The following is a 20,875-nucleotide window of genomic DNA, read 5'->3' as shown; positions in this document are numbered from 1 at the left end:
GAGCAAGTACCCTGCAGCCAGGGAGTTGCTTTGCTGTCCGGGTTCTCAACCATGGAAGATGGCGTGGCTTCAGACCAGCGGCTTTGGCGCTTCTGATGGGACCGGTGGGAACTGGCGGCTGGTCGGAGATGGGCGATGGGAGTTGGGAGGACCTGGTGAGCTTTGTCGTCACCCAACCGGAGCGGCTAGCGGCGGCGGCTGGGAGTTTGCAGGAGGTCGGTTCGGCGGTCAGCGCGCAGAGCGCGGCCGCCGTCGCTCCCACCACCAGCGTGGCGCCAGCGGCGGCCGACCAGGTGTCCGCGTTGACCGCCGCGCGGTTCAGCGCACATGCCCAGCTCTATCAAATGGTGAGCGCCCAGGCCGTGGCGATTCACGACAGGTTTGTCGCCGCGCTGGCCGCCGGCGCCCAGTCCTACGAGGCCGCCGAGGCCGCGAACGTGATTGCGGCTGGCTAAGGAAGGTGTTGGCAACGGACTTCGGGGCTTTACCACCTGAGGTTAACTCGGGCCTGTTGTATGCGGGCCCGGGGGCAGCGCCCATGCTGACCGCGGCCACCGCCTGGGATGGGCTTGCCACGGTATTGAATTCCGCCGCCGCGTCCTATGCCTCGGTGGTCTCGGGACTCACGCTCGAATCGTGGATGGGTCCGGCATCGGCGTCGATGGCGGCCGCGGCCGCACCGTATGCGACCTGGTTAGCCGTTGCCAACGAGCAGGCTCGCCAAACCGCCGCTCAGGCCCGGGCGGCGGCGACGGCATTTGAGACGGCGTTTGCGGTCGTTGTGCCACCGCCGCTGATCGCGGCCAATCGCAGCCAGGTGGCGTCATTGGTGGTTGCCAACGTCCTCGGACAGAACACTCCGGCAATCGAGACGCTGCAGGCCGAGTACGCCGAGATGTGGGCCCAGGACGCCGCGGTCATGTACCAGTACTCGGCGGCATCGGAGGCCGCGTCGACGTTGGCCGCGTTCACCTCCCCCGTACAGTCGACCGACCCAAGCGGCGCGCAGGCGAGCACGGCAGCGGGCGCCGCGGCCGCCGGCACAACCGCGCAAACCACCGCGAGTCAGCCGACGACCGCGGCTACCGATACGGCCCAGGGACTCGCGGCGGAGGTACCCACAATCCCGGCCGGTTCGGACCTGGCGGCACCGGCCGCGATCTCCATCCCCACCCCGGTCGGCGAACTGGACCTGTTGGCCGCCTACATCGCGGTCGCCGCGACAGCCAGCTTGAGCCTTTCCGCCGTGAACACCGCCAGGCCCTGGAGCTACAGCACCAACAATGACCACGCCCAACCGAACGGCGGTGGGGTGGCACCGACACAGGGCAACACCCTGGGTACGGAGCGGCCCGACGCCGAGGTGTTGGTGTCCGCGCCCAACGTCGTGCCCACCTCGGCGTTCGTGGGACATGCGGCATTGGTCGGTGCCCTGTCGGTGCCGCACAGCTGGGCCATGGCCGCCCCCGAGATCAGGTTGGCCGCCGAGTCGCTGCCCAGCGCGGGCGGGCTGAGCGCGCCTGCCGGTCCCGACATGGGCGGCGTGGCTCCGACCGGCCTGCTCAGTGGGATGGCGTTGGCGAGTCTGGCCGGACGCGGCGCGACCGGCGCGGGCAGTCGTAGCCCCAGCGAGTCGGCGACCAACGAAGACGAACAGCCACAGCGCAAGCCGACGGTGGTGGTTATCCAGAAACCGCCGCCGGCCGGGGGGCCACCGGCCGCCCGCCCCTGACCGATCCCAGCCATCGATTCCCCCCAATCCAAGCCGGGTTCGCCGAACATGTTTGTCATCGGCCGCGGATGGCAATGTTTCCCCGAAGGGGGGCGTATCGGCCGGCCTATACGCCTACCTAGGTCCCGTCGGTTCAGCCCGAGAGCCGACGGGACCGACTTTTTCCGGCCTATTCCCGACGCTTTTGCGGTCCTCGACACGGCTCTCGGGATATGAAGGAGCACGCACGCCGACCAGGAGTACCGTGCCGCTTATGGACGGCACAACGGGTGTGTGGATTCTGGGCGGCTATCAAAGCGACTTCGCCCGCAACCTCACCAAGGAAAACCGCGACTTTGCGGACCTAACCGCTGAGGTGGTCCCGAGCACGCTGGCCGCGGCCCAGATTGAGGCCGCCGACATCGGGGTCGTACATGTCGCCAATGCCTTCGGCGAGATGTTTGCTGGGCAGGGCCATCTGGGTGCGATGCCCGCGACGGAGTCCGATGGCCTCTGGGATACCCCGGCCTCCCGTCATGAAGCGGCATGCGCGTCGGGCAGCGTGGCAACGTTGGCCGCGATCGCCGATCTGCGATCGGGTTTCTACAACAGCGCGCTCGTCGTCGGGCTCGAGCTGGAGAAGACGGTGCCCGGCGATACCGCGGCACAGTATCTGGGCGCGGCGGGCTGGACCGGACACGAGGGTGCCGAGGCGCGTTACCTGTGGCCGTCGGTGTTCACGCAGGTTGCCGACGAATATGACCGACGCTACGGCCTGGACGACACGCACCTGCGCAGCATCGCCCAACTCAACTACGCCAACGCGCGCCGCAACCCCAACGCCCAAACTCGGGGATGGACGATCCCGGATCCAATCACCGACGACGATGCCACCAATCCCATCACCGAAGGCCGGCTGCGGCGGTTGGATTGCAGTCAAATGACCGACGGTGGCGCGGGTTTGGTCCTGGTCAACGATGCCTATCTGCGCGACCATCCGGGTGCGCGCCCGATCGGCCGCATCGACGGCTGGGGGCATTGCACCGTGGGGCTGGGTCTGCAACAGAAACTCGACCGCCCGGCCCAAGGTGAGTCGGGTCAATACGTGCTGCCGCATGTGCGGAAAGCGGCGCTCGACGCCTTGCGCCGCGCACACGTGAGGCTCGATGACCTCAACGGGTTCGAGGTGCATGACTGCTTTACCCCCAGCGAGTACCTCGCCATCGACCACATCGGGCTGACCGGCCCGGGGGAATCGTGGAAGGCCATCGAAAACGGTGAGATCGAGATCGGCGGACGTCTGCCAATCAACCCGAGCGGAGGACTGATCGGTGGCGGCCACCCGGTCGGAGCTTCCGGCGTACGAATGCTGCTCGATGCAGCCAAGCAGGTCAGCGGCGCGGCCGGCGACTATCAGGTTGAGAACGCGACCAAGTTCGGCACGCTGAACTTCGGCGGCAGCACCGCCACCACCGTCAGTTTCGTTGTCAGCACAACCAAGGACACATGACATGGATGTCGAGATCGTCGGTAAGTATCTGTCCACTCTTCCCGAAGACGACGACCACCCATATCGCACCGGGCCGTGGCGGCCGCAAACCACCGAATGGAACGCTGACGACCTGACCGTGGTCGAGGGCGAGATCCCCCATGACCTCGACGGCGTCTACCTGCGCAACACCGAGAATCCACTGCATCCGGCATTCAAGACCTATCACCCGTTTGACGGAGACGGCATGCTGCACGTGGTCGGCTTCCGTGACGGAAAGGCCTTCTACCGCAACCGTTTTATCCAGACGGACGGTTTCCGGGCGGAAAACGAGGCCGGCGAACCGCGGTGGCCCGGACTGGCCGAGCCGATACAACTGGCCAAGCGTGACCAGGGCTGGGGTGCTCGCACGCTGATGAAGGACGCGTCCAGTACCGACGTCATCGTGCACCGGGGCATCGCACTAACCAGCTTCTACCAGTGTGGGGACCTCTACCGGGTGGATCCGTCGTCGGCCACCACGCTGGGCAAAGAGACCTGGAGCGGACACTTCCCGTTCGACTGGGGCGTATCCGCGCATCCCAAGGTCGACGGCAAGACCGGCGAGCTGCTTTTCTTCAACTACAGCAAGCAAGAACCGTACATGCGCTACGGCGTTGTCGACCAGGACAACGAGCTGGCGCACTACGTCGACATCCCGCTGCCCGGGCCCAGGCTGCCGCATGACATGGCCTTCACCGAGAACTACGCCATCCTCAACGACTTCCCCCTTTTCTGGGATCCGCAGCTGCTCGAACACAACCTTCATCTGCCGCGCTTCTACCCGGACATGCCGTCGCGCTTCGCGGTGATCCCCCGCCGGGGCAGCACTGCCGACATCCGGTGGTTCGAGGCGGATCCGACCTTCGTCCTGCATTTCACCAACGCTTACGAGGAAGGCGACGCGATCGTGCTCGACGGCTTCTTCGAGGGCGCGCCCCACCCCCTCGAAACCAGCGCCAGCAGCACCAAGTGGGAAAAGCTCTTCCGCTTCCTGGCGCTGGATCGCCTGCAGACCCGATTGCACCGATGGCGGCTCAACCTGGTCACCGGCGCGGTCAAGGAAGAACGGCTGTCCGAGTCCATCACCGAGTTCGGGACCATCAATTCCGACTATGCCGCCCGCCAATATCGCTACGCCTACGCGGCCACCGGCAAACCGGGCTGGTTCCTGTTCGACGGTTTGGTCAAACATGACCTGTTGACCGGCAATCAGGAAGGCATTTCGTTTGGGGAAGGTGTCTATGGCAGTGAGACCCAGATGGCTCCACGGGTGGGCAGTTCGGCCGAAGATGACGGCTACCTGGTAACCCTGACCACCGACATGAACGACGACGCCTCGTATTGCCTGGTCTTCGACGCCGCCCGAATCGCCGACGGCCCGGTGTGCAAACTGGAATTGCCGGAACGCATTTCCAGCGGAACCCATTCAACATGGGTGCCGGGTAATGAATTGCGCCGCTGGCACCATGCCGACTCGGCGCCCAGCGCTATCGGGCTCTAACCGCCAAGGAACGGACATGAAGCGACGCCGGCACACCCATTGGCCCCATGAACTTGCCTCGATCGGCGCCATGCGGTTTGCTCGCCGCTCGTCGAACTTCGAAGAGACCGTCCGGTTTTACCGCGAACTGGTGGGCCTTCCGCTCTTCGAGACGTTCGGGGACAGTTTCGGCAGCAACGGCGCGATATTCGGGCTACCCAGCTGGAATCTGACGCTCGAGATCGTCGAGTCGGTCGACACCGTCGCGGTCGATCACCACGAACAGCTATGCCTGTACTTCCCCGACCAGCCCGCACAGCAAGCGGCTATCGCACGCCTCAGGGAGGCGGCGATCGAACCAGTCCAGCAGCACCCGTACTGGGAAGCCGTGGGAGCGGTCACCTTCCGTGATCCGGATGGACGCGAGGTGGTGTTCGCGCCCTTCGTGTACTGAGTCAACGAACCCGGTGAAAGCGCCGCGTCGGGAACTCACGAATTCCCTTCCGGCTGAGGCCTTCAGCGCGTCGATCGACCGCCGAACGCGGCGGCGGCCACCGCCCACAGCGAGCATGCCACCGCGCACACCGCACTGCCGATACCAACATAGAGCCCGTACTCCGCCGACACCGGTGGATTGACGTTGAGTTTGTAGTACCACACCGCGAGCGCCACGATGAGCAAGGAAATAACCAGGGCAGCAATCGAAGAGAGCCTGACCGACAGACCGCGGCCCACCATGGCGCCGGCCACCAGTAGCGTCGAGGACAGCAACACGATCAGCTGGCCGGCGCCGAAGCCGGTCGGTAGTTCCAGGTTGCCGTGCGCAACGCCGATGGCATTCGCCCAACCCCCGCCACCAACCGCCGTGGTTAGCCACGGCATCCAGGCGCTGGCTCCCATGACCGCGGCAAACAGGACGACCAGCCAACCAGGGCGCAAGCGGCGAGTCATGATTGCGAGATTAGCCGAATGCCACCCGGGCCCGGGCAACCGACCGCCGGGCCAGCGTGGTGTCGTCGGGCTAGGCCCGCAGTGACGAGAGGTTGAAGTTCGCCCCGGTCGGATCGCTGGCCGCGGCCAGCCGGCCGTAGGGCGTGTCTTCGGCGCCGCGCACCACCGCTCCACCGTTGTCGGCGATCATCTGCAGCGTTTTGTCGACATCCTCGGCACCGAAGAAGATACTCCACTGCGATGGCACCCCCTCGGGCAGCAGCCTGGCGCCGTCCATGAACCCGAGGAGCTGTTCACCGTCGAAGGACGCGGTGGTGTAGCGGAATTCGTCGGTGTCACCGACTTGTTCGGTTTGCCACCCGAAAAGTCGGCGGTAAAAGCCGATCGCGGGGTGGTAGTCACGGGTCGTCAATTGATGCCAGACCGCAGCGCCCGCCTCACCGATGATCTCGAATCCACGGTGCCCAAGCGGCTGCCACAGCCCAAAGAACGCACCGGCCGGGTCGGTCGCCATGCACATGAAGCCCTTGGCGGGTATCTCCATGGGGTCCACGCATCTGGAGCCGCCCGCTGCGGTCACCGCGGCGGCCGCCGCGTTGATGTCAGCGGTGTGGAAGTAGGTGGTCCAATTGTCCGGCGCCTGCCATTCGGGATTGTTGGCCATCAGGCCGGCGACCGGATGGCCGTTGCGGGCGGCATTGACGTAGCCCCGTATTCGGGTCCCGCCGACTCGAACGTCCAGCCGAAAACCGTGCCGTAGAAGTCTTGGGCGCGGTCGATGTCTGATGTCGTCAGGTCGATCCAGCAGGGGGCGCCTAGCGGCGCGGCGTTACGGATGGGCACGATGACCTCCCTAGTGTGTGGGCCCGGATGCGGGTTCACAGATATGGACCACGACCGATCCAGAAACTCATCGGCAGTCGCGAAGTTTAACCCGATCCGCCATCGATGAGGGGCCGTCATCACCCACCCCTGATCACCGAATGACGTTCTAGTACTTACGCATCCGTGCTGACCAGCTTGACCCAGGCCACCCTGACGAGCATTCTCTTCGATAACGCGCCGCGGTGGTCCTATCCCCCTGGCAGGCGACCGGAAGGGCAACCCGTGGACATTTGGCAGATCTTGTGCGATCTGGCGCAGGAAACGTGGCTGGAGCATTCGCGGGAGTTGGCTGAGTGGCTACTCGAACGAGAAAAGTCGGTAGCAAGCTCCGCGGAGGGCCGGCGCGGATCCAGCGTTTGCGGTTGGACTATGCGATTGATGACCGCTCTGGAGCTATCGCTTGGCGACGGGACCCCGGACAACGGCGATCGCTTGGCGGCCAGCGGCGCCAAGTTCGATGAACTCAGTGCCCAAATCGCCGCTCTTGGCCCCGACGACGGCTGGCAGGGCCTGGCGGCGCAGGCCTACCTAGCCCAAAACCTCGCACAGTCACAGCGCGTGAAGCTGATGGGCGATCTCGACCATGAAACCAGCCAGCTGGTTTCCGCCCAAGCCAAAGCGATTGAAAGGGTTCGCGATGTCCTGATCGTAGAGAGAATCGCGCTCATCGGTACGTTCGCGCTTTGCCTTTGGTATGAACTGATGGATGGCCCCGAAGGCCAAGCTCTTTCGATGGAAGTCGCGATAGCCGCATGCGCGGTTGCGTTGATCGTCCTGAGCGGCTTCCTGGTCGATCTGTGCAACACCACATCCCAGGACCACAGTGAATTGCATTCCGCGACAAAAAATTGACCGACATGCTGGCGACCTTGCCAACTCTGTCCGACCCGGGTCCCGGGCTGGCGGGTGCGCCCCTCCCGCCGTCACAATCCGATCCGGAATTCAACGTCGCCGGTCTGTTTGACCGCACCGGGCAGCTCCCCGAGGCAGCTGAGATCTCGGTGGCTTTGGCCGACTTGCCCGGCTCTGTTGAATTCAGCGTGCCCACGCTGCCGGGCCCCGGCTTTCCCGACTTCGGTGCACCCGACTTGCCCGTCCCCGGCTTGGCCGGATTGCCGACACTGCCCGAACCGGCCGCCTTGGCCACGCCACCCGCGATGGCTCAGCTAGCCGCACCCTTGCGCCGGCTCACCGGGCTCTCGGGGACAACCGGAGCGCTCGCCAAACTCACCAACACAGCCAGCCAACAGGCACAGTTGATCGCCGCACTGACCCACGACAAACCCGGCACCGCGGAGGGCCCCACCGACGCACCGCGCGCTCCGGTGGGCGCCAGGGCCGGGCACCCAGGAGGGCCCCAGCAGCGCGTCCAATAACGCACCTGAGCACTCGAAGTTGCCTTCCGCCGGCCCCGACGGAACGGATTTCGGCCTCCGCGTCAACAAGGTGGCTACGAGCCAGCCACGTGCGGCCGGAGCCGCCTCGGGTTAGCCGGCAGCCGGCGGGGCGAATACGGTGACGAAGTTCCGCAGCGATGCGTTGATATCGCTGCGCAGCGCCGCGGCGACGACCATGCCGATCGGACCGAACAGAGCCGGCCCACCAAGGTGCACGTCGAAGCTGACGATCGAGCCTTCTTCTCCGGCTGCAACCTTGGCCATCAGCTTGACCTTGACGCCGCCGACCCCGTCACCGTTGAGGGTCATGCCTTCCGGCGGCTGGTAGCGCACGATGGTCCATTTGATGCGGTTGTGCATGCCCTTGACCTGCACGATTGATTCGACGACCGCACCCTTTTCGAGGGTTTCGGGCAACGTGCTGCGCCACACTCGGTGGATCGTCAGCCACTCCTTGAAGCGGGAGAGATCGGATGCGTGCATCCATGCCTCGTCCGGAGACAGCGGCACGTCGATCGACCCGGAAAGTTTCGCCATGTGATCAGTTCTGCTGCTCGCCCGCGGCGCCGGGACCAGCGACTTTCTTGGCCCCCTCTTGCACCTTGTGGATGGTGTCGGAGTACTTCCCTTCGGTCTTCTCGTCGACGAATTCGCCGGCCTTGTCGATCACCGTCTCGACCTTGTCGGCGTTCTGCGCCAGCAGGTCTTTCGCCTTGTCCAGGATTCCCATGTGCAACCGTCCGTTTCTCTCGGGGATGGTCAGCGTCTGCCCGGAAACCCTACTTGTCAGAGTCAGCGATGTGACCGTTGACTACCGCACTCGACAGCCGGCTAGGGCACGGAGCCCTCGAGGAAAAGACCGGACAGTTGACTGCCGACATTCCCGATACCGGAGATAACGCCTGCTATCGCCAGGCCAAGGTCGCTGGTGTTGCCGACGCCAGAGGTTGCGCCACCCAGGTTGGTGATACCCGAGAGGAGGCTGCCGCCATAGTTCTGCAGTCCGGAGGCATAGGAGCCGAAGTTCCACACTCCGGAGAGGGTGTCGCCGACGTTGCCGAAGCCCGATACACCCCCGGGACCCGAGTTGAAGAATCCCGACGACGGGCTATCGGTCGCGTTGCCGAAGCCAGGCGCCGTCGGCAGATCGAGAATCGGAATGGAGATGGGGCCGATGCCCGCGCCGATCGCGGTATTGAGCGAGGTGGAGTCGCCGCCCAGCGAAAGAACGATGGGGATTCGGCTGATGGGGATGTCCGGAACCACGATGGGACGCACCTCGGAGTCAAGCGGCAGATCCAACGTGATCGGTAGCCCGTCCACGTGGACGTCGAAGCTGACATCCGTATTCGGGATGTGGACGCTGACCGTCGCCCCTCCGGACTCTCCATCGACATTGAGGTGCAAATTCACCGGTATCGGTGTGGCGGCGCTCCCGACCCCGTGCACTGTGAAGGACTACACGGTGAGGCCGGTGATGGCGCCGGTGATGGGGATGTTGAGAATTCCGCCTCCACCGATGGTCAGCGGGATCTGCGGGATGGTGATGGTGTAGTCGGCGCCGAGCAGGCCTTGGCCGGTGCCGCGCCAGAAGAAGCCGTTGTTCATGTCCCCGGAGACAAACGCCCCGGTATTGATGTTGCCGCTGTTACCCAGCCCGGTGTTGGTGTCCCCGGTGTTAAACCAGCCGGTGTTCACATGACCCGGGTTAAACGAACCCGTGTTGTAGGCACCGGCGTTGAACCCACCAGAGTTGTAGGCACCCGCATTACCCCACCCCGTGTTGGCCAGCCCCGAGTTGAACCAGCCCGTGTTGGTCAAACCCGCATTCGCGATCCCGGTGTTGAAACTGCCCGAGTTAGCAATCCCGAAGTTGCCCGACCCAGAGTTGAAGAACCCGATATTGCCGTCACCGGAGTTGAACAACCCCACATTCCCGCTCCCGGAGTTCCACCCACCAAACCCAACCTGATGATCCCCGCTCAGCCCAATCCCAATGTTGCCCGACCCCTGATTCCCAAACCCGAAATTACCCACACCCGTGTTACCCCACCCGATGTTCCCCCCACCGGTATTCCCCCACCCCCAGTTACCATCCCCGGTATTCGCCCCACCCACATTGGCACCACCCACATTGGCGCCACCCACATTGCCATCACCCACATTGGCCACACCCACATTGCCATCACCCACATTGCCGCCACCCACATTGGCGCTACCCACATTCGCACTACCCAGGTTCGCATCACCCACATTGGCGCTACCCACATTCAGCCCACCATGGTTAGCCACACCGAGACCAAACACACTGATCTTGTCGGTCCCCTGCGAGAACAACCCCGCCAAACCATCACCCACATTGCCCACACCCGAACCCATACTCGGAATCGTGTTCACCCACCCCGACACCAAGGTTGAACACCCCCGAACCCAACGCCCCCACATTGCCCACACCCGAATACCCCACACCCCCAGACGCAAAGTTCCACCACCCCGAACCACCACCCACATTCCCAAAACCAGACGAACTACCCGTACCGCTATTGAAGAACCCCGACGACGGCGCACTAGTCGTATTCCCAAACCCCGCCACCGCCGGCACATGCGCCACCGGAATCACCACCGGACCCACACCCGGACCCGACAACGCCAACTGCAACGACTCCCCCGGACCCCCCACCATCAAATCCACCTGCGGACCCGTAATCGTGATCGGATCCACCACAATCGGCCCAATCGTCCCGGTCAGGCTGTTTCCGTCGACCGGATTGAGGTGTATCGGGGGCAGCATGAATTCGCTCAGTCTGATCTCGCCAAGATGGCCGGATAGCGGGATGTCCAGCGGCACTTGGACGTTAAAGCCCACTGCGATCTCGGGGATGGTGATGGTGTAGTCGAAGCCGATTTGGCCTTGAGCGTCCCCGCGCCAGAAGAACCCGTTGTTCTGACTGCCCTGGTTGAACCCGCCGGTATTGAGGTGACCGCTATTGCCGAACCCGGTATTGAGGTTCCCGGTGTTGGCCCACCCCGTGTTGGTATCACCCGCATTGAGATCCCCGGTATTGGAGGCACCCGTGTTGAAACTGCCCGAGTTGTAATCACCCGCATTACCCACCCCGGTGTTCAGCACACCCGAGTTGAACACCCCGGTGTTGTAGCGCCCCGCGTTGAACAACCCCGTATCAAACTCACCCGAGTTACCCACACCCCAGTTACCGGTCCCGGAGTTGAACACCCCCACATTCCCACTCCCGGAGTTCCAGCCCCCAAACCCCACCTGACCACTACCGGTCAGCCCGATCCCCAGATTATTGCTCCCACTATTCCCAAACCCGATATTCCCCAACCCACTATTACCCAAACCAACGTTATAGTCACCCGCATTACCAATGCCCAATATTGTACGAACCCAAGTTCCCCGGCCCGAAATTATACGAACCAATATTCCCCGAACCCAGGTTGAAACCACCCCAATTCCCAGAACCAAAGTTCAGGCCACCAACATTCCCAAACCCAACATTCCCATCACCCACACTCGCAAACCCAACATTCCCCACACCCAAATTCCCCAACCCAGCATTAAAAATGTTGGTCCGCCCGGGGAAATCGATGATGGCCGTCTGCACCGCCGCCGCCGCCGCGGCGGGGCTCTGCAGCACCTGGGTGAACGGTGTCAGCGCCGCCACTGCCGCTGACGCCCCGGTGTGGTAGCCGAACATGGCGGCCACATCCTGGGCCCACATCTGCTCGTATTCGGCCTCGACCGTCGCGATCGCGGGAGCGTTGAAGCCCAGCAGGTTGGATGTCACCAATGACACCAACTGCGTCCGGTTGGCCAACACCGCCACCGGATGCACCGTCGCCGCTACGGTGGCCTCAAAGGCCGCCGCCGCGATCCGGGCCTGGCTGGCCGCCTGCCCTGCTTGCACTCCGGTCGATGCCAGCCAACCCAGATAGCCGCTGGCGACGTTTGCCATCGCGGCAGAGGCCGGCCCCTGCCAGGAAGAACCGGTGAGCGCGGAGGTCACCGAGGAGAAAGCGGCAGCCGCCGATCCCAACTCGCCAGCCAGTCCATCCCAGGCCGCTGCCGCGGACAACAGCGGGCCCGACCCGGCACCGCTGAATATCCGAGCCGAGTTTATTTCTGGTGGCGACACCGAAAAACTCATCGCCGCAGCCCTTCTCAGGCGGCCGCCAAGCCGGAGGCCACCTGCCCCACCCGACAACCCGACGATCCACGGGATCCACCCGGTCGTCGCCCATTGGCTGGTATCGCATCAGCATACGGCGGTTACCACGGGGACACGGGAACTTTAACAAAAAACTGTGACCAGTGGTCATAAACCGGGTTATTCAATCGCAATGTAAACTCTTTGTACAAAATCGTCGCTTTGGCCGCCCGGACACCATTTTGTCCACATCACCAATTTGTCGCACGGCCGCGCGACTCGAGCTAGCGCGAGTCGAGAAGAAGAATCAGATTCGCAGCTACCAGCGAATCGAGGCCGGCGTCGCCCTAGCCAGCTATCGCCATACCCGCGGACGCAACCCCAGGGCTCTGGCCCGCAGCCACCACATGGCCTCGATCAGCGCGGCCCCGAGCAGACCGATCCCCAAAGCGATCGAAGTCGTGGCCAGATTGGAGGGATCCAGAAAGAACTTCCGCTGCGCCAGCGGGAGGCTGAAGATCGCCACATAGGCTAGGCCACAAGCGATTACGAGACCCAGCCGCCACCAGCGATAGGGCCGGGCCACCACCGCCAGTACCCACAACGCGGTTACCAGCAGAGTTATCAGGGCGGCGGTTGAGGCTTGCGTCTGCTCCTGCCACGTCGAATGTCGCCCGGGATAGGCGGTCAGGTAGGAGACGAAGGTCGCGACGCCGACCACCAGTCCAGATGGCAGCGCAGAGGTGAGGACCCGCCGTACGAAGCCTGGATAGGCCCGCTCGTCGTTGGGCGCCAGCGACAAAATAAAGGACGGAATTCCGATCGTGAACCACGCCGCGATCGTGACGTGTATTGGCTGAAACGGATACAGCAATGGATCTGCGCCCAATGGCTTGGCGAACAAGCATTCGATACCCACCAGCAACGCCAACAACGCCGAATACACGGTCTTGGTCAGAAATAGATTAGCGACGCGCTCGATATTGCCGATAACCCGCCGACCCTCGCCGACGACGTAAGGCAACGTGGCAAACCTGTTGTCAAGCAGGACTATCTGCGCCACCGCGCGCGACGCGGGACTACCGGTTCCCATCGCCACGCCGATATCGGCATCCTTGAGGGCCAGTACATCGTTGACCCCGTCGCCGGTCATCGCCACCGTGTGCCCATGGGACTGCAGCGCATGCACTATGGCGCGCTTCTGGTCCGGCCGCACCCGCCCAAAAGTGGTGTAGGTATCCAGGACGTCGGCCAACTCGGGCTGCTCCGATGGCAGCTGTCGCGCATCCATGGTTTGGCCCTGCAACCCGAGCTTGGCGGCGACCGCGCCGACCGATACCGCGTTGTCCCCAGAGATGACCTTCACCGAAACATTCTGAGCGGCAAAGTACTCCATCGTTTCGCGCGCATCGGGCCGTACTTTCTGCTCCAGAATCACCAAGGCGGCCGGAGTTACCTGGCCCGGTGCGCAGGGATCGTCCACCGCCACGTCTGCGACCCCCAGAAGCAGGATTCGCAGCCCCTGTGCCCCAATCCGTTCCGCCTCCCGGGCGGCCTCGGACGCCGAATCCAGCAGCACATCGGGTGCACCGATCACCCAATTTCCGTGGTCGCGAAATGATATGCCGCTCCACTTGGTTGCCGATTTGAACGGCGCCGTTGCGGTGGGGGTCCAGTCCGGTGGTGACGGAAAGGCCTGCGCAATGGCCTGCATGCTGGCGTTGGGCCGAGCATCGGCGGCAGCCAGGAAGGCCAGCACGTCGGCGACGGCCCCATGCTGGTCGGCGATGAGTTCGTCGACATCGGACACGCGCATACCGGTTTCGGTCAGCGTGCCGGTCTTGTCGGCGCACACCACGTCGACCCGGGCCAGTCCTTCGATGGCGGGCAATTCCTGTACCAGGCACTGGCGTTGCCCCAACCTGACGACGCCGACAGCGAACGCTATCGAGGTCATCAGCACCAGGCCCTCTGGGACCATCGGCACCAACGCGCCCACCGTTCGCAGCACCGAGTCTCGCCAACCCGCGTGGGTGGTGAACAGCTGGGTATAGATGGTCAGCAACCCGGCAGGTATCAACAGATAGGTGATGAATTGCAGAATCTTGTTGATGCCGCTGCGCAATTCGGATTTCACCAGGGTGAACTTGCTCGCCTCTGCGGCAAGCTTGGCAGCGTATGCCTCGTGCCCCACCTTGGTCGCACGGCATGCCCCGCTACCTGCAACCACGAAGCTGCCTGACATGACTTGTTCGCCCACGTGTTTGGCGATCGAATCGACCTCACCGGTGAGCAGGGATTCGTCGATCTCGAGGTTGTCCTGCTCGAGGACTTCGCCATCAACGACGACCTGATCGCCAGGTCCGAGTTCGATGACGTCGTCGAGCACCACCTCGCTGGGCGACATTGTGCGGGTGCCGGATTGCCGCCGAACCAACGGTTTCGCCTGGTCGAGGATTGCCAGGTTGTCCAGTGTCTGTTTTGCCCGCAGCTCCTGGATCATTCCGATGATGCTGTTGGCGATGATCAGCAGGCCGAACATCCCGTTGATCACCGAACCGGTCGCCAGGACGATCAGCAGCAGTACGCCCAGAATCGCATTGATCCTGGTGAATACGTTGGCCCGAACGATTTGGGCCACACTGCGAGTCGCCCGCTCGGGAATGTCATTGCTCTTACCTTCGGCTAACCGAGCCGCCACTTCGGCATCGGTCAAGCCGATGGCAGTCATCGCGTGAACGTTCCGAGCTTGTTCGAATCGAAATACTCGAGATTGAGCGTGTCACCGGCGAAGGTCGCCTTCGAAATCAAACCGGGCAAAGCGTTCTCCGTTGACAGGGGGAACGTGAAAGTGTCGCCGTCCCAATGCGTCAGGTCAAACGTCTGGTTCTTTGGCCCCATCGACAACTGCAGCTGGCCATCGCGCTCCGTCACGGTGGCGGGGCCCCAATAGTCGTTGGCGTATACCCCGACGTAGTCGCTTGGCGGCCGGGCCGGTTCAGGGTTGACCGGGGGCTGCTTGCCGACCAGAGATCCTTCCGGGGTATTGATGGGGCTCATTTGCTGTCGGTATAGGTTCGTCCAGTCTTCGCGGACTTCGCCGTATTGCACCAGATCCATGAATTGGGCGGTGAGCGCTTCGGGTATGCCGTAGGGCGCGGCATTGGTCAGCGCGGCGATGGCGATGTCTTCGGAGGGTAGGACCACAAAGTTGGTAGCGGCCCCGAGCCCGAACGCCCCGGAGTGGCCGTACTGGGTGCGGCCCGCGGAACTCACCGACACGGTGAACCCATGGCCGTAGAAGCCGGCGCGAGCTTTCGGTGAGCGCGCCGCCGACGAGATGACCTGCGGTGTGATGGCGGGGAGCAACGCCTCCGGTGACACGATTTGCTGACCGTTGTACTCGCCGTTGGCCAGCACCATGGTCAGCCAGTGGGCCATGTCATTGAGCGACGAACTCACCCCGCCCGCCGGCGTTTGAGCATCCGGGTCCCGTTGGAACCGGGCCTCCCACCGGTCCCCCACCTTGATGTGGTTGACCGCGTGATTGGGCCGGGCCAGGAAGTCGGCGAATCGGGAACTGGTAGAGGTCATCCCCAGCGGGCGATAGAGCACCTCCTCGGACAGGTCCGGCCAGGCCTTGCCGGCTGCTGCCGCGACCGCATCGGCCGCGGCGGTCACACCGAAGTTGGTGTATGCATAGCTGATTCGAAAGGGGTCCAACGGCAGGTATTTCAACCGTTCGAGCACCTGCGTTGTGTCGTAGCCCAGATCTTCGAGCGCATCCCCGGCGTGGTCGGGCAACCCGGACCGGTGCGAATACAGGTCAGCGATCGTGGCGTGGTCGGTGACGTAGGGATCGCTGAGGGCAAACTCCGGTAGCTTCGAAACGACGGGCGTGTCCCAAGAAACGACATTGGTGCTGACCTCGTGCGCGACCACGGTCGCCCCGATGGGCTTGGACATCGAGGCCAGCTGAAAGACCGTGTCAGTGTCGACCTTGTTGTCCTGACCGTCGCCCTTGCTGACGTCCCGCACCCCGAATCCCTTGGCATACAGCGTCTTTCCACCGTGGACAATCGCAACCGCCATGCCGGGTATACCAGTGCTTTTCATCAGCTCGGCCACTAAGCCGTCAACCTTTGCGACCGCTTCGTCGATCCGGCCCGGGGGAATGTCGATACCGGAGACCTCATTGGGCGGGAGCTGCGACGGCGTCGATGGCGGGTTGGAATTTGATTGTTTGGGAGCACATCCCACCAACGCCAGGAACATCATCACCACTGCTGTCGTCGCCGCGCGTTTGGTCATTGCCGCACTCTAGCCGGGCAACGTCGCCCTCCCGGGTAGGCCCCATGCCACGCGCCGCCAGCACCGCTGGTGACCAGCGGGCATGCGGTCATGACAGTTCGCTGCGGCGTTCATGTCCCCGATGTCCGACGAGGATATCCCCTTGCCGTCCCTTACTGCGGTGGGACGCAAACATCACCACCGCCACGGTTGCGGCGCCGATACCGCTGGCATGAAGCCGGTTTCGGCATCGCCTCGATCAGAGCCGCCACCAGGGGTTGAATCGCAACGGCCCGGCAGGATCGACGCGCTGACCGGGCAGCGGCACGGCCACCTGGACCTGGTCTGATTCAGCGGCTTTGAGCAGTCGCTCTACCGGTTCCGCCCACGGGTGCGGCGCCAACCGGAAAGTCCCCCAGTGAATCGGCACCAACAGCCCCGAACCCGTGTCACTGACATCCAGGTGCGCCCGGACCGCCTCCTCGGGATTCATATGGATGTCCGGCCACCCAGTGTTGTAGGCGCCGATGGGCATCAAGGTCAGGTCGAACGGACCATGATCGGCCCCGATCTCGGCAAAACTCTTTGTGTAGCCGGTGTCCCCGCCTAAGTAGGCGCGATGCGTCGGTCCTACGAAGGCCCACGACGCCCACAGGGTGTTGTTGCGGCTCATGAAGCGCCCGGAAAAGTGCCGTGCCGGCATGCAGATCACGCTGAGCTCGCCGACCTGGGCGCTCTGGTGCCAGTCGAGTTCGATGATGCGATCCTCGGGGACGCCCCACGACCGCAGATGTGCCCCCACCCCCAACGGCACAAAAAACGGCGCCCGCTGACTACGGACCAGCGCGATCACGGTGTCGATGTCGAGATGGTCGTAGTGGTCATGGCTGATCACCACCGCGTCTACGGCGGGCAACCCGTCGAGCTGGACCGGCGGCGGATGCAGCCGCTGTGGGCCGACCAGATCCGAGGGCGAGCACCGGTCGCTCCACACCGGGTCGGTCAACACCCGGTAGCCGTCGATCTCGACCATCGCCGTGGAGTGGCCGAACCAGCTCACCGCCAACCGGCTCGCGTCGCCCTGGTACACCTGCGGAGCAGCCAGCGGGATCGGCTTGGCCGGGCGGCTCCCACCTCGATTCGCGAGTAGCTCCCAAGCAAGGAGCCGCATTTCTTCACGATTCAGGGTGAACACCGAGGCGGGGTCGAGGTTGACGAATACACCGTCGCGATAGTTCGGCGATCCATCCGAGGCGGCCTCGATCGCCGCAGGATCGGCACCCAACGCAGCTGGCGCTCCGCGCAGCGCCCGCATCAGCTATCCGCCGGCCGCTAGCGAAGCGGTGCCGGCGGCCAGTCTTAGTGCCCGGCCGACCATGTTGGATTACGCCCCCTGGAACTTCGGTGGCCGCTTCTCCACCCGAGCGACCTGCGCCTCGATGACGTCCTGGCTTCCCCAGGCCTTGTCGAACAGCTCCTTGTGCTCCGGCCACGGTTGCTCGATGGAACCGTCGTCATTGAGCACCCGCTTGGCATGCTGGATCGCCAACGGCGCCAGACCGGCGATCTCGGCGGCCCAGGACTGTGCATCGGCCAACGTGCCGATGCGGTTGGCCATCCCGGTGTGCAGTGCCGTCTCGGCGGTCAACTTCTCCGCGGTCAGCAGCATCGCGCGCGCCCGTCCGTACCCTACCAGCGACGACAGTCGGCGGATGCTCCAGTTATCCAGGGCCAGGCCATATTTAGACGTAGGGAACTGGAAAAACGCTTCGGGAGCCACGACCCGCAGGTCACACTGCATGGCCAGCTGCAAACCGGCGCCGATGGCAGGTCCATTCACGGCACCGATAACCGGCATCGGGGCTGCGTCCATCACGCGGTGTAGCTCGATGAGCCGATCGGGATAGTCAGCGGCAAACGCATCACCGGATAGATCCGCTCCCGCGCAGAACGCGGTGCCCTGGCCCGTGAGTACGACCGCGCGAACCGACCCGTCGCCGGCTTTCTGGATGGCCTCCCGCAGCTCCTCGACCAGCTGCGAGTTCAGGGCGTTGCGACGCTCCGGGCGCTGCAACTCGATGGTCATAACGGCTTCGACCTGGGAGATACCGATCATGGGGCAAGCCTATATAGCCTCATCGAGTGAGTCGTATCACCACCGACCAACTGCGCGACGCCGTCCTGGACGAGGACTCTTTCATCAGCTGGGATACGCCCCCGCTAGAGGTCCCGATATCGGAGTCCTACGCGCGCGATCTGGCCGACGCCCGAGCCGCCACCGGCCGTGACGAATCGGTGCTGACCGGCGAGGGCCGCGTGTTGGGGCGCCGGGTCGTGGTGGTGGTGTGCGAATTCGACTTTCTCGCCGGCTCGATCGGCGTGGCGGCCGCGGAGCGAATCACCGCGGCCGTGGAACGCGCCACCAGCCAGCGGTTGCCGCTGCTGGCCTCGCCCAGCTCCGGGGGCACGCGCATGCAGGAGGGCACGGTCGCGTTCCTGCAGATGGTGAAGATCGCCGCGGCTGTCCGGCTGCACAAGCAGGCCCACCTTCCCTACCTGGTCTATTTGCGCCATCCGACCACGGGCGGGGTGTTCGCGTCATGGGGTTCGCTGGGCCACGTGACGGTGGCCGAACCGGGGGCCCTGATCGGCTTCCTGGGTCCCCGGGTCTACGAGCTGCTCTACGACGAACCGTTTCCCGCTGGCGTCCAGACCGCGGAGAACCTGCAGCGCCATGGTGTCATCGACGGCGTGGTCACGCTAGACGAGCTACGACGCACACTGGATCGCGCATTGACGGTACTCACCGACGCGCCAGCGCCAGCGTCAGCGGCGCCAGCTCCCACTGCGATACCGGATGTTGCGGCGTGGACTTCGGTGCTGGCATCGCGACGACCCGACCGGCCGGGGGTGGAACACCTGCTGCATTACGGGGCCACCGACCGAGTGCTGCTCTCCGGGACCGGTTACGGCGACGCGGCGACCACGCTGCTCGCGCTGGCCCGCATGGCTGGTCAGCCAATGGTGGTGCTTGGCCAGCAAGGGATCGGTGGCGGGATCATCGGACCGGCGTCGCTGCGCGAGGCTCGCCGCGGCATGGCACTGGCCGCCGAGCTGCGGCTGCCGCTGGTCCTGGTCATCGACACCGCCGGCCCCGCATTGTCCGCCGATGCCGAGCAGGGTGGGCTGGCCGGCCAGATCGCCCAATGTCTGGCCGAGTTGGTGACGCTGGGCACCCCGACGGTGTCGGTGCTGTTAGGGCAGGGCAGCGGCGGGCCGGCGCTGGCGATGGTGCCCGCAGACCGGGTATTGGCCGCCCAACACGGCTGGCTAGCTCCACTTCCGCCGGAGGGCGCCAGCGCGATCGTCTTCCGCGACACCACCCACGCCGCCGAGCTCGCCGCAGCGCAAGGCATTCGATCGGCGGACCTGCTGGCCGCCGGGATCGTCGACGTCATAGTTCCCGAACTCCCCGACGCCGCAGCTGAGCCGGTCGAGTTCGCCCAACGACTTTCGATCGCCATCGCGACCGAGGTAGCCGCGCTGCGTGAGATACCCGACGCCCAACGCATGACGGCTCGACTCGCGCGGTACCGCAGCATCGGGCTCCCGCGCGACCGCTGACCTGCGGCGGTGCCGTTTAGCGGTCGGGCTTCGGCCCCACTGGGGCGATTTTGGTGTGGCAGGTTAGCCAGGATCGAATGCGTGGCGGAGGGACGGGAGAATCAGCAAGGCCGGTTCGGTAATGTGATGCTGGGTCTGCGCAGCTCGCTCGATTCTCCCGTCAGCACCGCCTGCCCCGCACGGCAGGAATCATTCTGAGCTGCCGCGAGAGTCCAATTCGAATTCAATTTCTCTTACAACAGCCTCTTTTTACCGACCAGGATCTGGCTAGCACCCGTGAGAGAGCTCGGTGATCGATTTTTAGACCCACGGCCGTTACCGCAGAGATTGCACCATTCCGCCAACGTGCGCAGGTCACTACGGAGGCGCAGCCGCATCGCCGCCGCCCGGCGAGAGACCGGCTCCATGAGACAAACTTGTCCAATCCTGTTCCTTTACATCTCTTTTGAGACATGCATGTTAAATCCCAGACTGAGGATCGTAAGGAAAATTCCCTTTTGAATAAGAAGCGAACGCCTAATATGGACACCGTCAAGTTTCAGCAGTACGGTCAGCTACGTGCCCCACGACCATCCAGCGAGCCCGCTCTCGCATCGGCTTGCCGAAGCGGGATCGGTTGCCGCCGTTGCCAATCGGGGCCGCCACCCAGAACGGCACCGCGTTCACTGCAAGCTGCGCAGCTGGCCACCATCGGATTCCCCACAACGAGCGGATGTCATGACGGCGCGCCGGCAACATTGCGCACACCGGCCCTTACGGATGGCATGGTGCAGCAACACCGTTCACCTCCACACCGCCATCGCCGGCAAACCCATTGGCACCCGCACCCATCCTGAG

The 20,875-nt window shown here is 64.1% G+C and carries 16 protein-coding genes and 2 pseudogenes; 8 read left to right on the top strand and 10 right to left on the bottom strand.

Annotated features, from left to right (window positions below; translation table 11 throughout):
- The first annotated feature begins 155 nt into the window (after positions 1-155).
- The 5 genes from MMSP_RS07165 to MMSP_RS07145 all read left to right on the top strand — a co-directional run bounded on the left by MMSP_RS07165 (position 156) and on the right by MMSP_RS07145 (position 5,176).
- Positions 156-455 (top strand): PE family protein, encoded by a 300-nt coding sequence (locus MMSP_RS07165; protein ID WP_011742041.1) that lies wholly within the window; start codon positions 156-158, stop codon positions 453-455.
- Positions 456-463: 8 nt separating this feature from the next.
- Positions 464-1,732: a PPE family protein gene (locus MMSP_RS07160; protein WP_084472663.1), complete on the top strand. Its 1,269-nt coding sequence runs from the start codon at positions 464-466 to the stop codon at positions 1,730-1,732.
- A 253-nt stretch (positions 1,733-1,985) separates the two neighbouring features.
- Entirely contained in the window at positions 1,986-3,221 is a 1,236-nt protein-coding gene (locus MMSP_RS07155) for an acetyl-CoA acetyltransferase (RefSeq protein WP_020786065.1), read from the top strand.
- Between the two features lies 1 nt (position 3,222).
- Entirely contained in the window at positions 3,223-4,743 is a 1,521-nt protein-coding gene (locus MMSP_RS07150; RefSeq protein ID WP_020786064.1) for a carotenoid oxygenase family protein, read from the top strand.
- A 16-nt stretch (positions 4,744-4,759) separates the two neighbouring features.
- Entirely contained in the window at positions 4,760-5,176 is a 417-nt protein-coding gene (locus MMSP_RS07145; RefSeq protein ID WP_020786063.1) for a VOC family protein, read from the top strand.
- A gap of 62 nt (positions 5,177-5,238) precedes the next feature.
- Here MMSP_RS07145 and MMSP_RS07140 read toward each other — a convergent pair whose 3' ends face one another.
- Together MMSP_RS07140 and MMSP_RS07135 are read right to left on the bottom strand one after the other, a co-directional pair.
- A complete protein-coding gene (locus tag MMSP_RS07140) occupies positions 5,239-5,673 on the bottom strand; it encodes a hypothetical protein (RefSeq protein WP_020786062.1) in 435 nt (144 codons plus the stop codon).
- Positions 5,674-5,743: 70 nt separating this feature from the next.
- Positions 5,744-6,516: pseudogene (locus tag MMSP_RS07135) on the bottom strand (VOC family protein).
- Positions 6,517-6,936: 420 nt separating this feature from the next.
- Here MMSP_RS07135 and MMSP_RS28110 point away from each other — a divergent pair.
- Positions 6,937-7,410 (top strand): EspA/EspE family type VII secretion system effector, encoded by a 474-nt coding sequence (locus MMSP_RS28110; protein WP_232022654.1) that lies wholly within the window; start codon positions 6,937-6,939, stop codon positions 7,408-7,410.
- Between the two features lie 5 nt (positions 7,411-7,415).
- A complete protein-coding gene (locus MMSP_RS28105) occupies positions 7,416-7,934 on the top strand; it encodes a hypothetical protein (RefSeq protein ID WP_232022655.1) in 519 nt (172 codons plus the stop codon).
- Positions 7,935-8,045: 111 nt separating this feature from the next.
- Here MMSP_RS28105 and MMSP_RS07125 read toward each other — a convergent pair whose 3' ends face one another.
- The 8 genes and pseudogenes from MMSP_RS07125 to MMSP_RS07090 form a co-directional block, all read right to left on the bottom strand.
- Complete coding sequence (locus MMSP_RS07125; protein WP_015357076.1) at positions 8,046-8,492, bottom strand: SRPBCC family protein; 447 nt, start codon at positions 8,490-8,492, stop codon at positions 8,046-8,048.
- Between the two features lie 4 nt (positions 8,493-8,496).
- Positions 8,497-8,685 (bottom strand): antitoxin, encoded by a 189-nt coding sequence (locus MMSP_RS07120; protein ID WP_011738542.1) that lies wholly within the window; start codon positions 8,683-8,685, stop codon positions 8,497-8,499.
- A gap of 101 nt (positions 8,686-8,786) precedes the next feature.
- A complete protein-coding gene (locus MMSP_RS27415; protein ID WP_036426281.1) occupies positions 8,787-9,368 on the bottom strand; it encodes a hypothetical protein in 582 nt (193 codons plus the stop codon).
- Positions 9,369-9,548: 180 nt separating this feature from the next.
- A pseudogene (locus MMSP_RS29755) lies at positions 9,549-12,124 on the bottom strand (PPE domain-containing protein); the annotation flags it as partial.
- A 355-nt stretch (positions 12,125-12,479) separates the two neighbouring features.
- The gene (locus MMSP_RS07105; RefSeq protein WP_020786053.1) at positions 12,480-14,855 is read right to left on the bottom strand and encodes a cation-translocating P-type ATPase; all 2,376 of its coding nucleotides are present in this window, start codon (positions 14,853-14,855) and stop codon (positions 12,480-12,482) included.
- Entirely contained in the window at positions 14,852-16,435 is a 1,584-nt protein-coding gene (locus MMSP_RS07100) for a serine hydrolase (protein ID WP_020786052.1), read from the bottom strand. The genes MMSP_RS07105 and MMSP_RS07100 overlap by 4 nt, the downstream gene beginning before the upstream one ends.
- A 238-nt stretch (positions 16,436-16,673) precedes the next feature.
- Positions 16,674-17,729, bottom strand: a complete 1,056-nt coding sequence (locus MMSP_RS07095; RefSeq protein WP_020786051.1) for an MBL fold metallo-hydrolase — start codon at positions 17,727-17,729, stop codon at positions 16,674-16,676.
- A gap of 69 nt (positions 17,730-17,798) precedes the next feature.
- A complete protein-coding gene (locus MMSP_RS07090) occupies positions 17,799-18,530 on the bottom strand; it encodes an enoyl-CoA hydratase (protein ID WP_015357080.1) in 732 nt (243 codons plus the stop codon).
- Between the two features lie 26 nt (positions 18,531-18,556).
- Here MMSP_RS07090 and MMSP_RS07085 point away from each other — a divergent pair, with 26 nt between their 5' ends.
- Entirely contained in the window at positions 18,557-20,038 is a 1,482-nt protein-coding gene (locus tag MMSP_RS07085; RefSeq protein ID WP_020786050.1) for a carboxyl transferase domain-containing protein, read from the top strand.
- The last annotated feature ends 837 nt before the right edge of the window (positions 20,039-20,875 follow it).

The sequence above is a fragment of the Mycobacterium sp. 012931 genome (assembly GCF_000419295.1).
Taxonomy (GTDB): Bacteria; Actinomycetota; Actinomycetes; order Mycobacteriales; family Mycobacteriaceae; genus Mycobacterium; species Mycobacterium marinum.
This window is presented reverse-complemented; position numbering and strand designations above follow the sequence as displayed.

What these genes read in the sequence shown, in the direction of transcription:
- MMSP_RS07155 (WP_020786065.1), top strand. Translation starts at nt 1,986, where the DNA reads ATGGACGGCACAACGGGTGTGTGGATTCTGGGCGGCTATCAAAGCGAC.
- MMSP_RS07150 (WP_020786064.1), top strand. Translation starts at nt 3,223, where the DNA reads ATGGATGTCGAGATCGTCGGTAAGTATCTGTCCACTCTTCCCGAAGAC.
- MMSP_RS07145 (WP_020786063.1), top strand. Translation starts at nt 4,760, where the DNA reads ATGAAGCGACGCCGGCACACCCATTGGCCCCATGAACTTGCCTCGATC.
- MMSP_RS07140 (WP_020786062.1), bottom strand. Translation starts at nt 5,673, where the DNA reads ATGACTCGCCGCTTGCGCCCTGGTTGGCTGGTCGTCCTGTTTGCCGCG.
- MMSP_RS28110 (WP_232022654.1), top strand. Translation starts at nt 6,937, where the DNA reads ATGACCGCTCTGGAGCTATCGCTTGGCGACGGGACCCCGGACAACGGC.
- MMSP_RS28105 (WP_232022655.1), top strand. Translation starts at nt 7,416, where the DNA reads ATGCTGGCGACCTTGCCAACTCTGTCCGACCCGGGTCCCGGGCTGGCG.
- MMSP_RS07125 (WP_015357076.1), bottom strand. Translation starts at nt 8,492, where the DNA reads ATGGCGAAACTTTCCGGGTCGATCGACGTGCCGCTGTCTCCGGACGAG.
- MMSP_RS07120 (WP_011738542.1), bottom strand. Translation starts at nt 8,685, where the DNA reads ATGGGAATCCTGGACAAGGCGAAAGACCTGCTGGCGCAGAACGCCGAC.
- MMSP_RS07105 (WP_020786053.1), bottom strand. Translation starts at nt 14,855, where the DNA reads ATGACTGCCATCGGCTTGACCGATGCCGAAGTGGCGGCTCGGTTAGCC.
- MMSP_RS07100 (WP_020786052.1), bottom strand. Translation starts at nt 16,435, where the DNA reads ATGACCAAACGCGCGGCGACGACAGCAGTGGTGATGATGTTCCTGGCG.
- MMSP_RS07095 (WP_020786051.1), bottom strand. Translation starts at nt 17,729, where the DNA reads ATGCGGGCGCTGCGCGGAGCGCCAGCTGCGTTGGGTGCCGATCCTGCG.
- MMSP_RS07090 (WP_015357080.1), bottom strand. Translation starts at nt 18,530, where the DNA reads ATGATCGGTATCTCCCAGGTCGAAGCCGTTATGACCATCGAGTTGCAG.